This is a genomic window from Micrococcus sp. iso_26 (assembly GCF_056172975.1).
This window is the reverse complement of sequence record NZ_CM149652.1, coordinates 965,652-978,716: the sequence shown is the minus strand read 5'-3', so window position 1 is coordinate 978,716 and position 13,065 is coordinate 965,652. Positions and strand designations below refer to the sequence as shown.

Below are 13,065 nucleotides of genomic sequence, written 5' to 3'. Positions count from 1 at the left end.
CCGACCCCAGGAGGAGTCCGACCGTGACCACCGCCGCCGCCATGAACATCACCCGTGAAGAGGCCGCCGCGCGCGCGGCCGCCCTCACCGTGGACGCGTACGAGGTGAGCCTGGACCTCACCCGCGGAGCGGAGCACTTCCGCACGGCCACCACCGTGACGTTCGCGGCCACGCAGGACGCGGTGGGCACCCACACGTGGATCGACTTCGTGGCGGAGCAGGCTCCCACGGTGACCCTCAACGGCGAGGCGCTGGACGTGGCGGACTTCGACGGCGCCCGACTGCGGATCGGCCCGCTGGCGGCGCAGAACACCCTCGTGGTCGACGGGCTCGGAGACTACAGCAACACCGGCGAGGGCCTGCACCGGTTCGTGGACCCCGTGGACCAGGAGGTCTACCTCTACACCCAGTTCGAGGTGCCGGACTCCCGCCGCATGTTCGCGGTGTTCGAGCAGCCCGACCTCAAGGCCGCCTTCCGCTTCACGGTGACCGCGCCGGCGCACTGGGCCGTGGTGTCCAACCAGCCGGAGGCCTCCCGCCGCACCCTCGGCGTCGTGGCGACCGAGGAGAACCCGCAGGGCGTGGATGCCGCGGTCTGGGAGTTCACCCCCACCCCGCGCATCTCCTCCTACATCACCGCGCTCGTCGCCGGCCCGTACGCCTCCGTGCACTCGGAGCTGACCAGCGCCGACGGCCGCACGATCCCCCTCGGCGTCTACTGCCGCGCGTCGCTGGTGGAGCACCTGGACGCGGAGAACGTCTTCGAGCTCACCCGCCAGGGCTTCGAGTTCTTCGAGGCCCAGTACGGCCACGCCTACCCGTTCGAGAAGTACGACCAGCTGTTCGTGCCCGAGTTCAACGCCGGCGCCATGGAGAACGCCGGCTGCGTGACCTTCCTCGAGTCGTACGTCTTCCGCGGGACCGTGCCGGAGGCGCTGATCGAGCGCCGCGCCATCACGATCCTCCACGAGCTCGCCCACATGTGGTTCGGCGACCTGGTCACCATGCGCTGGTGGAACGACCTGTGGCTCAACGAGTCCTTCGCCGAGTTCATGTCCACGCTCGCCGCCGCCGAGAACACGCAGTACACCGGCGCCTGGACCACCTTCTCCTCCATGGAGAAGAACTGGGCCTACCGTCAGGACCAGCTCTCCTCCACGCACCCCATCAAGGCCCGGATCCGCGACCTCGACGACGTGCTCGTCAACTTCGACGGCATCACCTACGCCAAGGGCGCCTCCGTGCTCCGCCAGCTCGTGGCCTGGGTGGGCCAGGAGAACTTCATGGCCGGCGTCCGCGCGTACATCGCCCAGCACGCGTGGGGCAACACCGAGCTGCCGGACCTCATGTCCGAGCTCGAGGCCGCGTCCGGCCGAGACCTGTCCGAGTGGACCCGCCTGTGGCTCGAGACCTCGGGCGTGAACACGCTGCGCACGGAGGTGGAGACGGATGAGGCCGGCACCATCACCGCGCTGCGCCTGCGCCAGAGCGCCCCGGACGGCTCGCCGTCGGCGCCCGGCGACGACGTGCTCCGCCCCCACCGCCTGGCCGTGGGCTTCTACGACGTGGACGAGGCCACGGGCCGCCTGACCCGCACCGAGCGCTTCGAGCTCGACGTGGCCGGGGAGGTGACCGAGGTCGCCGAGGCCGCCGGCCGCCGTCGTCCCGCCGTGATCCTGCCCAACGACGACGACCTGGCCTACGCCAAGCTGCGCCTCGACGACGCCTCGTGGGAGGCCGCGTCCACCCGTCTGAAGGATGTGGACGGCTCGCTGGCGCGCACGCTGCTGTGGGGGGCGGCCTGGGACACCGTGCGCGACGGCGAGGCCTCCGCCGCCTGGTTCGTCGACCTCGTCCTCGCCAACGTCGGCCACGAGCGGGACTCGTCCGTGGTGCAGACGCTGCTGCGCCAGCTCGCGACGGCGATCGGCCTGTACCTGCCCGAGGACCAGGCCGAGGCCGTGCGGGTCGCGGCGGCCGACCGTCTGTGGGGCCTCGTCGCGGAGGCCGAGGACGGCTCGGACAACCAGCTGCAGTTCGTCAAGGCGTTCGCCCTGCACGCGCGCACCACGGCGCAGCTGGACCGCCTGGCGGCCCTCGTGGACGGCACCCGCACCGTGCCCGGGCTGGACCTCACCACGGACCTGCGCTGGGAGCTGCTCACTGCGCTGGTGGCGGCCAGCCGTGCCGGGGAGGCCGAGATCGCCGAGGCCGAGCGCGCCGACGCGACCGCCACGGGCGCGCTCGCCGCGATCCAGGCCCGGGCCGCCGTGCCGACGGCCGAGGCCAAGCGCGCGGCCTGGGACCGAGTGATGGCCGGCGAGCTGTCCAACACGGAGCAGCGCCAGGCCCTGATCGGGTTCGCGCGGGTCCACGACGCCGCGCTGATCGCGCCCTTCGCGGACTCCTATTTCGAAGGCGTCGAGGCGATGTGGGACTCCCGTTCTCACGAGATGGCCGAGACCGCCGCGACGCTGGGCTACCCGACCGCCCAGGTCACCCGGGAGATCGCCGACCGCGCCACCGCCCTGTCCGAGCGGCTGGCCGGCACCCGCGCGGGGCTGTCCCGCGTCCTCGCCGAGGGCCGGGACGAGACCGTCCGCGCCCTGGCCGCGCGCGAGCACGCGACGGCGCACGTGCATCAGGTCCACGCCGGGGCCTGAGCCGGACGGCGGCGGCAGCCGCGGCTGACGCCTCTGCTGGCGCCTGCGGGGCGGTGCTGGTGGGCATTCCACGGAAGATGCCCTCCAGCACCGCCCCGGCCGCCGTCGAGGCGCGGGCTGGCTAGGCTGGAACCCATGAAGCACACCTTCTCCCTGCGCACCGAGTGGACGGGCGACCGCGGCTCGGGCACCTCCGGCGTCCGCGACTACGACCGCTCCGTGGTGATCCAGGACGCCGCCGTCGGCGAGATCCAGGCCTCGGCCGCCCGCCCCTTCCGCGGCGACGACTCGAAGTGGAACCCGGAGACCCTCCTGCTCGGCGCGCTCGCCGAGTGCCACGTGCTCTCGTACCTCCATGTCGCGGCGACCTCCGGGGTCGTGGTCACGGGGATGACGTGCGGGGTCGAGGGCGAGCTCGAGGTGGACGGCGACGGCGCCGGGCGGTTCATCGCGATCACGCTGCGGCCCGAGGTCACGCTGCAGGACGAGGCCGACCGGGAGCGGGCCGAGGCCCTCCACGCCGAGGCGCACCGGCTGTGCTTCATCGCGAACTCGCTCTCGGCCCCGGTCACCGTCGAGCCGGTCCGCCCCGAGGCCCTGCCCACCGGCACGCCGACGCTGCCGGACCACTCCGCGCGCCTGGGCGCCCCCCTGGCGGTGCTGCGGCCGCGCGTCGCCAAGGGCCCGTCCCGTGTGACGGGCCTGGCGGAGCGGCCCACCGAGGTCGAGCCGGTGATGCAGGAGGGCACGCCCGCCCCGGTGGAGCAGGTGCGCGCCCGCGACGCCGCGGCGGGCCCCGCCGGTGCGACCCCGGGGACCCCGGCCGCGCCCGGTCAGGCCACCAGCTTCTACGACGCCGTCGGCGGCCGCCCGACCTTCGACCGGCTGACCGCCGAGTTCTACGCCCGCGTGCGCGAAGACGAGATCCTCGCCCCGATGTATCCGCAGGACGACTTCGAGGGCGCCCAGCGCCGGCTGCTGATGTTCCTGGAGCAGTACTGGGGCGGACCGCGGACGTACTCCGAGGAGCGCGGCCACCCCCGCCTGCGCATGCGCCACGCCTCGTATCGGATCGACCCGGCCGCGCGCGACGCGTGGCTGCGGCACATGCGCGCCGCCGTGGACACGCTGGAGCTGTCACCGCTGCACGAGGCCGAACTCTGGGACTACCTGGAGCGGGCCGCCCACTCCCTGCAGAACTCGGCCTGACCGGCCCGCGGTCCGCGCCCCGACATGGGGCGCGGGCTCACACCGCCATGGCGGGGCGGCCCAGTACGAAGCCGCCGGGGGCGTCCAGGCGCGTCCATGGCCCCGCCGTGCTGAGCCGGGCGCGGCCGCCGGGCCGCAGGAAGCCCAGCGCGTGCGCGCCGAAGGCCATGCCGGCCGGGAACTGCAGAGCGTCGCCCCCGAGCAGGGGTCCCCACATCTGCGCCCGGATCTTGCGGACCAGCGCCTCCCCCGGGTTCTCGGGCAGGGCGTCCCGCACGGCGTCGGCGCCGCGCGTGGCCACTTCGGCCAGCTCCTCGTCGGCGACCTCGGCCACGGGCGTCCAGCCGCCGCGGGGCGGGGTCAGCGCGGTCCAGGTGACGTGCTCGCGGCCCGGCGGCACGGCGAACGCCAGGTCGACGGGGTCCTGGCCGCGCATCCGGGCGGTGCGCTCGGTGACGGAGCCCAGGGCGACGACGGCGTCCAGGTCCGCCACGCCGTCGGCGGTCGCCAGGGGCACGGTGCGCAGCCCCAGGACGACGGGCACCCCGTCTCCGAGCCCGGCCGGCTGCAGCACGGAGACCCACTGGGCGAGCATCGGGGTGCGGGAGCGCCCTGCCTCAGGCACGACGTGCAGGCGCATCCCCGTGTCGGCGACGCGACGGGCGCGGGTGGCCAGCTGCTCGAGGTCCCGCACAGCGCGGTCGTCGACGAAGCGGAGGACTGGTGCGGCGGCGGAGTGCTCGGTCATGCAAGCATTGTCCCAGGTCCGTCGCGTCCCGGGCCGCCCCGCCGTCGCGGGGTCCATCCACGTCGAAGGAGCCGTTCGTGCCGCAGCGCCATCCCCGTCCCCGCCCCAGTCGCGCACCGGGCCGTCCGGCCTCGGCCCCGAAGGACCCCACCGACGTGCTGCGCGGGATCCTGGAGCTGACGCCGGCCGCGCCGGACCCGGTGACGGGTCAGGTCCGCTTCACGGGCACGACTCCCCGGCAGACGCGCGGCCGGGTGTTCGGCGGCCAGGTGCTCGCCCAGTCGCTGGCGGCCGCCTCCCGCACGGTGCCGGGCGCCCGCCCCGCCCACTCGCTCCACGGCTACTTCATCCGCCCCGGGGACGCGCTGCAGCCCATCACGTTCACCGTCGAGACGCTGCGGGACGGCCGCTCCTTCTCCGTCCGCCGGGTGCTGGCCTCCCAGAACGAGAAGGCCATCCTCGCCCTGACCTGCTCCTTCCAGGAGCCCGCCGGCAGCGCGCTGGACCACCAGGTGGCCATGCCGGAGGGAGTGCCCCGGCCCGAGGACCTGCCCACGACGGCGGACGTGCTGGGCGGCATCAACCACCCCGTGGCCCAGGAGTGGGCGTGGGCCCGGCCGTTCGACATCCGTCACGTCACCCCGGCCCTCTACGTGGACCCGGCCCCGGAGACCGAGAACCGCAACATGGTGTGGATGAAGACGTTCACGCCGCTGGCCGACGACCCCGCGCTGCACCGGGCGGCGCTCACCTACGCCTCGGACTACACGCTTCTCGAGCCGATCCTGCGGCAGCACGGCGTCGCCTGGATCCAGCCCGGCATGTCCGTGGCGTCCCTGGACCACGCGATGTGGTTCCACCGGCCCGCCCGCGTCGACCAGTGGCTGCTCTACGTCCAGGACTCCCCCAGCGCCCAGGGCGCGCGCGGCCTCGGCACGGGCGCCGTGTTCACCGAGGACGGGACGCTCGTGGCCACGGTCGCCCAGGAGGGCATGATCCGCCTGCCCGAGGGGGCCGCCGCCCGGCGGGCGCGCGTGCGTGGCGCGGCCCAGCGCATGGCCCTGCGGACGGTGCTGCGCCGCAGCTGGCGGCGCTGACCCCGCCCCGACACGACGACGGCCCGTCGCGATCACGTGATCGCGGCGGGCCGTCGTCGGCGCGGCGCCCGGGGGCGCGTCGGCTCAGTCGCGCGTGAGCTTGCGGTGCGTCATCCGGTGCGGGCGGGCGGCCTCGGGGCCGAGCCGATCGACCTTGTTGGCCTCGTAGGACTCGAAGTTGCCCTCGTACCAGTACCAGTTGGCCGGGTCCTCCGCGGTGCCCTCGTAGGCCAGCATGTGGGTGGCCACGCGGTCCAGGAACCAGCGGTCGTGCGAGACGACGACGGCGCAGCCCGGGAACTCGAGCAGCGCGTTCTCGAGGGAGGTCAGGGTCTCCACGTCGAGGTCGTTGGTGGGCTCGTCGAGGAGCAGCAGGTTGCCGCCCTCCTTGAGGGTCAGGGCCAGGTTCAGGCGGTTGCGCTCACCGCCGGAGAGCACGCCGGCCTTCTTCTGCTGGTCCGGGCCCTTGAAGCCGAACGCGGACACGTAGGCGCGCGAGGGCATCTCGACGTTGCCGACCTTGATGTAGTCCAGGCCGTCCGAGACGACCTCCCACAGCGACTTCTCGGGGTCGATGTTGGAGCGAGACTGGTCCACGTACGAGATCTTCACGGTCTCGCCGATCTTCAGCTCACCGCCGTCCAGGGGCTCGAGGCCGACGATGGTCTTGAACAGGGTGGTCTTGCCGACGCCGTTCGGGCCGATCACGCCGACGATGCCGTTGCGGGGCAGGGAGAAGGACAGGCCGTCGATGAGGACGCGGTCCCCGAAGCCCTTCTTCAGGTCCTTGGCCTCGATCACGACGGTGCCCAGCCGCGGGCCCGGCGGGATCTGGATCTCCTCGAAGTCCAGCTTGCGGGTCTTCTCGGCCTCGGCCGCCATCTCCTCGTAGCGGGCCAGGCGGGCCTTGGACTTCGCCTGACGGCCCTTCGTGTTGGAGCGGACCCAGTCGAGCTCCTCGGCCAGGCGCTTGGCGAGCTTGGCGTCCTTCTTGCCCTGCACCTCGAGGCGGGCACGCTTGGTCTCCAGGTAGGTGGAGTAGTTGCCCTCGTACGGGTAGAGGCGGCCGCGGTCGACCTCCGCGATCCACTCCGCGACGTGGTCGAGGAAGTACCGGTCGTGGGTGACGGCGATGACGGCGCCCGGGTAGGAGGCCAGGTGCTGCTCGAGCCACAGCACGGACTCGGCGTCCAGGTGGTTGGTGGGCTCGTCGAGCAGGAGCAGGTCGGGCTTCTCCAGCAGCAGCTTGCACAGTGCGACGCGCCGCTTCTCGCCGCCGGAGAGGTTCGTGACCGGCTCGTCCCCCGGGGGCGTGCGCAGGGCGTCCATCGCCTGCTCGAGCTGGGAGTCGATGTCCCACGCGTCCGCGGCGTCGATGGCGGACTGCAGCTCGCCCATCTCCTCCATGAGGGCGTCGAAGTCCGCGTCCGGGTTCGCCATCTCCTCGGAGATCTGGTTGTAGCGCTGGATCTTGCCGTAGATCTCGCCGACGCCCTCCTGGACGTTCTCGAGCACCGTCTTGGACTCGTCCAGCTTGGGCTCCTGCATCAGGATGCCCACCGAGTAGCCGGGAGAGAGCCGCGCCTCGCCGTTCGAGGGCTCGTCCAGCCCGGCCATGATCTTCAGGATCGTCGACTTGCCGGCGCCGTTGGGGCCGACCATGCCGATCTTCGCCCCGGGGTAGAACGACATGGTGACGTCGTCCAGGATCAGTTTGTCGCCCACCTTCTTGCGGGCCTTGACCATCGTGTAGATGAATTCCGCCATGCGGCCCAGGCTAGTCGGTGGCCGCGGGATTCCACTCATCGTGCCGATCCCGCGACCACCGAGCCCGCTCCCCCTCCGTGCTCCGTGCCGCCCCGTGGTCAGGCGACGCCGGCCGCCGCCGGCTCGCGCCCGGGGGCGCCCGCGTCCGACTCGTCCGGGCCGGGCGAGGCCGGGGCGTCGCCACCCTGGAACCCGTCCGGCAGGCCCGCGCTGAACCCGTCGCCGACCGCGCCGGCCCGCCCGCCCGACGCGTCGTCGTCGCGCGGGGCCGACTCGGGGCGCGGCACGGCCGCGCGCTGGCTGCGCTGGAACGCCGCCGAGCCGAAGCCCAGGTCCAGCCCGACGGCGTCCGCCACCACGTCCACGGACGTGCCGGAGCGCTCGCCCGAGGACCAGTCGCGGACCCGGAGTCGACCGGTGACGATCACGGGGTTGCCCTTCTTCACGGACTGGGCGGTGTTCGAGCCGAGCTGGCCGAACGCCGAGATGCTGTACCAGTTGGTGTGGGCGTCCACCCACTCAGCGGTCTCGCGGTCGAAGCGCCGCTCGGTGGTGGCCAGGCGGAAGCCGGTCACGGCGGCCCCCGATGCGGTGTGGCGGGTGGCGGGGTCCGTGGCCACGAAGCCGCGCACGGTGATGAGGTCCTGCATGGTGTGCCTCCTGGGCTGGGCCCCGGTGGGCGCCGGGGCGGGTCGTCGGCGCATCGGCTGATCCGCCATGGCCAGACAACCCCACCGCGGGGCACCCCGGCAGGATCGGGGCCGGTCTGGGGACGCGCGGAGGTCCCCGGGCGACTGTGCAGGAGCCGACGGCGCCGCGGCCGGCGGCCGTTAGACTGACACGGCCCAGCCCCAGTAGCTCAGCTGGACAGAGCAGCGGCCTTCTAATCCGCCGGTCGGGGGTTCGAATCCCTCCTGGGGCACCCAGACCAGGGGCGGAGCCGTCCGAGCACGCCCGACGACCGCCCGAAGGAGACCGTCCTGGACCGTCTGCGCTCCTGGCTCCGCGCCCCGCGACCCGCCGTCCCCGAGGTCCGTGTGACCCGTCGCGAGGGCGTCCAGCTGGCCGCCCTGCTCGTCGCGGCCGCGGCCCTGTACGTGACGCACTCCTTCCTCCGGTACGCCACCTACGAGGCCAAGGGCTACGACCTGGGCATCTTCGACCAGGTGGTGCGGCAGTACGCGCTGTTCAACGCCCCCCTCAGCTCCGTCAAGGGCGTGGACTTCCACATCCTCGGCGACCACTTCCACCCGATCCTCGCGCTGCTGGCGCCCTTCTACTGGGTATGGCCGGACCCCCGCATGCTCGGCGTGGTCATGGCGCTGGCCCTCGCCGCGTCCGCCGTGCCGGTGTACCTGTTCGCCCGTCGTCGCGCGGGACACGGGGTGGCCCTGGCCGCCGTCGCCGCCCTGCTGCTCTCCTGGCCCTTCCAGGCGATGGTGAACTGGGACTTCCACGAGGTCACCCTCGGCGTGCCGATCCTCGCCTGGCTCGTGTGGGCCCTGGACGGGCAGCGGGCGTGGCTCGCCACCGGCCTGGCGGCGCTGCTGCTCACGGTCCGAGAGGACATGGGCGTGACCCTGCTGGCCGTGGCCCTGGTGATGGCGATCCGTCGCTTCTGGCCGCAGGCCGCGGTCACCGCCGTGCTGGGCGTGCTCGGCTACTGGTTCGCCACGTCCGTGGTGATCCCCCACTACTCCCCCACCGGCGCGTTCGGCTACTGGCAGTTCACCGCCCTGGGCCCGGACATGCGCAGTTCGGTCCTGTTCCTGCTGACCCAGCCGTGGAACGCCGTCGCGGTGCTGTTCGACCACCCGCTGAAGGTGGCCCTCTGGCTCCTGCACTTCGTCCCGCTGCTGTTCCTGCCGGTCCTGAGCCCGCTCACGCTGATGGCCCTGCCGATCCTGCTCTCGCGGCTGTTCAACGACCGCCTCAACGTGTGGGCCCCCGTGTACCAGTACGACGCGATCCTCGCCCCGCTGCTGCTCATGGCCGCGCTCGAGGCGGCCCACCGGCTGGCCGGACGCCGGGACACGCTGCGCCGGCTGCCCGCCGTCCTCGTCTCCGCGGCACTGGCCGCCGGTCTGATCGGCACCGCGTTCTTCCCGCAGGTGTACCCGCTGCACCGCACGATCGCCGGCGACATGACGATGACGCAGCACGCCCGCGACCTCGACCACGCGGTCGGGCTGATCCCGGACGGGGTGTGCGTCGAGGCCGCCGACAACGCCGTGCCGCACCTGACGGCCCGCACCCACGTCGGGCTGCACGGGGACATCGGCGACGAGCTGGCCACGTGGATGATCGTGGACACCTCGGTGCCCGAGCTCGGCGGCTGGGACCCCCTCACCCCGGAGCAGGCGCTGGCCCGCGCCGAGCGGCTCGGCTTCGAGCGGGTCTGGTCCGCGGGCGACGTCGTCGTCCTGCACCACCCGGACCGCGCGGTCTCGCCCACCTGCACGACGTACCTCGAGCACCGCTGAGCGGAACCCCACGGCGCCGGCGGACCCGCTCCGCCGTCAGCGGCCCGCGGACTCGCCGAGTGGCTGCAGGCCGCGTCCGGCCGGGGGCAGGAGCAGTCGGTCACGGGCACCGGTGAAGACGCCGGCGTGCGGGTCCTCGGCCACCCCCGGGGCGATCTCGGGGGCCCCCTGGTCGAGTGCGGTGCGGCGCACCGGGTCGCGGACGGGGTCCAGGATGTCCTTGACCACCGTGGTCATGAGCCACACGAGGGCGACGATGTGCGCCACGATCCCCGAGGCATACCAGGCGGTGATCCACCAGGCGCCGCCGGCGAACGCCCCGTCGGAGGTGATGCGCGCCGACTCCATCCACACCCCGCCCCAGTGGTAGACCTCCACGGCCTGCCAGATCCAGAACGCGCGCCACCGCGGCGTCGCGAGGACCACGAGCGGGATCAGCCACATCACGAACTGCGGCGAGTACACCTTCCCCCACAGGATGAAGGACGCCACGATCAGGAAGCACAGCTGGGCCATGCGCGGACGGTGCCGCGCCGCGAGGGCGAGGTAGGCGATCCCCACGCAGCACACCAGGAACAGGCCGTTCTGAAGCGTCGTGAACGTCTCCCCGGACCATCCTGTCCAGGCCAGCGCCAGCCAGGTCGAGGAGAAGGAGACCGCGCGGTCCCCCGAGAACGTGTAGAAGCGCGACCACTGGTCGAACGCCGTCAGCATGAACGGGAGGTTCACCGCGAGCCAGGCCGCGGCCCCGGCCAGGGCCGCCTTCACGAACCCGGCCCAGCGGCCCGTGCGCAGCGCCAGCACGAAGATCGCGCCGAAGAAGAACAGCGGGTAGAGCTTCGTGGCGGTGCCGAGCCCGATGAGCAGGCCGGCGAGGGTCGGACGGCCCGCCGTCCACGCCCACAGGGCCAGGGCGGCCAGCATCACGGCCCACAGGTCCCAGTTGAGCATCGAGGTCAGGATGATCCCCGGGGCCAGGGCCACGAGCAGGGCGTCCCGGGAGCGACCGCGCGCGGTGTACGCGGTCGCGACGACCAGCACGATCCAGCACAGCACCACGCCGATCGCGTTCACGTCGAAGTAGGTCACGGTGCGCTCGTGCAGGTCGCCGGAGGCGGGCACGAGCCACATGGTCACACCCGCGACCACGGCCAGCAACGCCGGGTACTCCATCCACTGCTCGGGCGGCAGCGGCGTGTAGAAGGGGAAGTGGCCGTCCGAGAGGCCCCGCGTGGGGAACAGCTGGGCGAAGTCCGAATAGCACATGTGCGCGTGCACGCCGGGGGCCGCCCAGCCGTTCACGCGGCACCACTGCTTGGTCAGCACGCCGACGGCGGCGGCCACCACGGTCAGGCCGACGAGCAGGCCGACCCAGCGGCCGCTCGGACGGGACGGGGCGGGACTGCGGGGGTGGGAGGTCACGGTCTCTCCTGGGGGATGCGGGTGGACGAGGAGGCGGGGTGCGCGGCGGTCGACGGCGGCCCGTCGGGCGGCGCGTCCGGCGGCACGCCCGCCTCCGGAGGCGTCGGCGACGCCGCCGCGGCCCGCGGCTCGACCACCTCCAGGGGAGGACGCCGCCGCCCGGGGAACAGGGGCGCGGTGACGGGATCGCGGTGGATGATCCATCCGATCCCCGCGAGCATCAGGACCAGGGTGAACACGCGGACGGCCAGGACCGGCAGCCACTGCGCCACGGAGAGCTGGTCCACCACGCCGACGCCGGTGAGCAACAGGACCGCGAGCGCGGTGACCCACCCGAGCCAGCGGGGATGGTCGGCGCCCCACGGCAGCGGGCGGAGGGCGCACGCCAGCAGCGGCAGGACCCAGAGCAGGTACCACGGCTGGACGATCGGGGCGGTGGCGACGGCCACCACGAGCACGGCCGCCGCGCTGAACACCGGGTCCAGGGGCCGGCGGCGCAGGGCCAGCCAGGCCGTGAAGCCGAGGGCCGACACCGTCATCGCGGTGTAGAAGGCCGCGGCCACGTCGCGCGCCCCCAGGGGCGTCACGGCTTCGACGACCGCGCCGAGCAGCAGGCCGAGCAGGCCCACGGGGGCATACGGGAACGCCGCGTCCCCGCTCGTGAGCATGGCCGGGACCCAGCCGAACCAGAGGCCGGAGCCGGCGCCGAGGATCGTGAGGACGGCCAGGGAGATCACCGCCGTCGTGAACCACGGGCCGAGCCGGTCCCGCCGGCGCAGGCGCGGATCGGCCGCGCGGAACCGGGCCCAGCCGGTGGGCAGGAGCAGGGCCACGAAGGGCAGCACCAAAGCTGTCAGGGGCTTGATCGCAACGGACAGGGCGATCAGCACGATCCCCCACAGCGCATGCACGCGGCGGCGGGGCGGGCGGACCATGAGCAGGATGCCCGCGAGCATCAGCCCCGACATCAGCGCGTCGTTGTGGGCGCCGGCGATCATGTAGAGCAGGAACAGTGGGTTCGCCACGGCCACCCACGTGGCCCACACCCCGCATCGGCCCGCGACGGCGGCCAGCCGCGGCACCGCCCACAGGCACAGCGCCAGGCCCGCGAGCGCCAGGAGCCGGAACGCCGTGACGGAGAGCTCGATGTTGCCGCCCGTGGCCCGCCACGTCGTCTCGGCGAACAGCAGGAACAGCGGCCCGTAGGGGGACGGGGACTCGGCCCAGATGGAGTCCGCTCCCTGCATGAACCAGCCGGGCAGGGCGGACACGCCCTGGGAATACGGGTCGAGACCCGACGCGAGGAGCCGGCCCTGCTGGAGGTAGGAGAACACATCGCGGGAGAAGATCGGCAGCGCGAGCATCAGCGGGGCGGACCACCACCAGGCGGCCCGGGCCACCAGGCGGCCGTGCTCCTCCCAGCGGCCCCGCAGCGCGCGCCCCAGCTCGAGCCAGGATCGGACGAGGAGCAGCGAGCCGGCGGCCAGCAGCACGGTGCTGAGCAGCACGCCGGGAAGGTAGACCCGCAGCGGGTTGAGCAGGGTGGTGCCGGAGAACACCGAGTCGGGCGTCATCGGCAGCCACCCCACGCCCCAGGAGCCCACCGTGATGAGCACGGACGCCCACGTGCCCCGGCGGACGGCCGCCTCCGGCTCGGGCTGCGCCGTCACGCGGCT

At 73.3% G+C, this 13,065-nt stretch carries 9 protein-coding genes, 1 tRNA gene and 1 pseudogene; 6 read left to right on the top strand and 5 right to left on the bottom strand.

The genetic code is table 11. The features are described from left to right. The first annotated feature begins 41 nt into the window (after positions 1-41). From pepN to AC0VX0_RS04535, 3 genes and pseudogenes are all read left to right on the top strand, one after another. Positions 42-2,663 carry an aminopeptidase N gene (gene pepN / locus AC0VX0_RS04545; protein WP_254184110.1) on the top strand — a complete coding sequence of 874 codons (2,622 nt, stop codon included), beginning with the start codon at positions 42-44 and terminating at the stop codon, positions 2,661-2,663. A 135-nt stretch (positions 2,664-2,798) separates the two neighbouring features. Next, positions 2,799-3,230 (top strand): annotated as a pseudogene (locus tag AC0VX0_RS04540) (OsmC family protein); the annotation flags it as partial. A gap of 168 nt (positions 3,231-3,398) precedes the next feature. Next, on the top strand, positions 3,399-3,872 hold the full coding sequence (locus AC0VX0_RS04535; protein WP_158184944.1) for a globin: 474 nt from the start codon (positions 3,399-3,401) through the stop codon (positions 3,870-3,872). Positions 3,873-3,909: 37 nt separating this feature from the next. Here AC0VX0_RS04535 and AC0VX0_RS04530 read toward each other — a convergent pair whose 3' ends face one another. After that, the gene (locus tag AC0VX0_RS04530; protein ID WP_044659098.1) at positions 3,910-4,620 is read right to left on the bottom strand and encodes a DUF8185 domain-containing protein; all 711 of its coding nucleotides are present in this window, start codon (positions 4,618-4,620) and stop codon (positions 3,910-3,912) included. A gap of 77 nt (positions 4,621-4,697) precedes the next feature. On the opposite strand from AC0VX0_RS04530, the gene AC0VX0_RS04525 reads away from it, so the two are divergent. After that, on the top strand, positions 4,698-5,717 hold the full coding sequence (locus AC0VX0_RS04525; RefSeq protein ID WP_036316850.1) for an acyl-CoA thioesterase: 1,020 nt from the start codon (positions 4,698-4,700) through the stop codon (positions 5,715-5,717). 84 nt (positions 5,718-5,801) lie between these two features. Here AC0VX0_RS04525 and ettA read toward each other — a convergent pair whose 3' ends face one another. Further along, positions 5,802-7,484 (bottom strand): energy-dependent translational throttle protein EttA, encoded by a 1,683-nt coding sequence (gene ettA / locus AC0VX0_RS04520; protein ID WP_036341629.1) that lies wholly within the window; start codon positions 7,482-7,484, stop codon positions 5,802-5,804. A gap of 98 nt (positions 7,485-7,582) precedes the next feature. Beyond that, positions 7,583-8,134, bottom strand: a complete 552-nt coding sequence (locus AC0VX0_RS04515; protein WP_036381125.1) for a single-stranded DNA-binding protein — start codon at positions 8,132-8,134, stop codon at positions 7,583-7,585. A gap of 198 nt (positions 8,135-8,332) precedes the next feature. On the opposite strand from AC0VX0_RS04515, the gene AC0VX0_RS04510 reads away from it, so the two are divergent. Both AC0VX0_RS04510 and AC0VX0_RS04505 read left to right on the top strand, forming a co-directional pair. After that, positions 8,333-8,406 (top strand) — tRNA-Arg (locus AC0VX0_RS04510). A 115-nt stretch (positions 8,407-8,521) separates the two neighbouring features. Next, on the top strand, positions 8,522-9,967 hold the full coding sequence (locus AC0VX0_RS04505; RefSeq protein WP_061867776.1) for a DUF2079 domain-containing protein: 1,446 nt from the start codon (positions 8,522-8,524) through the stop codon (positions 9,965-9,967). Positions 9,968-10,003: 36 nt separating this feature from the next. Here AC0VX0_RS04505 and AC0VX0_RS04500 read toward each other — a convergent pair whose 3' ends face one another. Then, entirely contained in the window at positions 10,004-11,389 is a 1,386-nt protein-coding gene (locus AC0VX0_RS04500; RefSeq protein ID WP_475451956.1) for a glycosyltransferase family 87 protein, read from the bottom strand. Then, complete coding sequence (mptB, locus tag AC0VX0_RS04495) at positions 11,386-13,059, bottom strand: polyprenol phosphomannose-dependent alpha 1,6 mannosyltransferase MptB (protein ID WP_230297487.1); 1,674 nt, start codon at positions 13,057-13,059, stop codon at positions 11,386-11,388. The genes AC0VX0_RS04500 and mptB overlap by 4 nt, the downstream gene beginning before the upstream one ends. Positions 13,060-13,065: the final 6 nt, after the last annotated feature.

Coding starts and splice junctions, on each gene's coding strand:
- pepN (WP_254184110.1), top strand. CDS start 42: ATGAACATCACCCGTGAAGAGGCCGCCGCGCGCGCGGCCGCCCTCACC.
- AC0VX0_RS04535 (WP_158184944.1), top strand. CDS start 3,399: ATGCAGGAGGGCACGCCCGCCCCGGTGGAGCAGGTGCGCGCCCGCGAC.
- AC0VX0_RS04530 (WP_044659098.1), bottom strand. CDS start 4,620: ATGACCGAGCACTCCGCCGCCGCACCAGTCCTCCGCTTCGTCGACGAC.
- ettA (WP_036341629.1), bottom strand. CDS start 7,484: ATGGCGGAATTCATCTACACGATGGTCAAGGCCCGCAAGAAGGTGGGC.
- AC0VX0_RS04515 (WP_036381125.1), bottom strand. CDS start 8,134: ATGCAGGACCTCATCACCGTGCGCGGCTTCGTGGCCACGGACCCCGCC.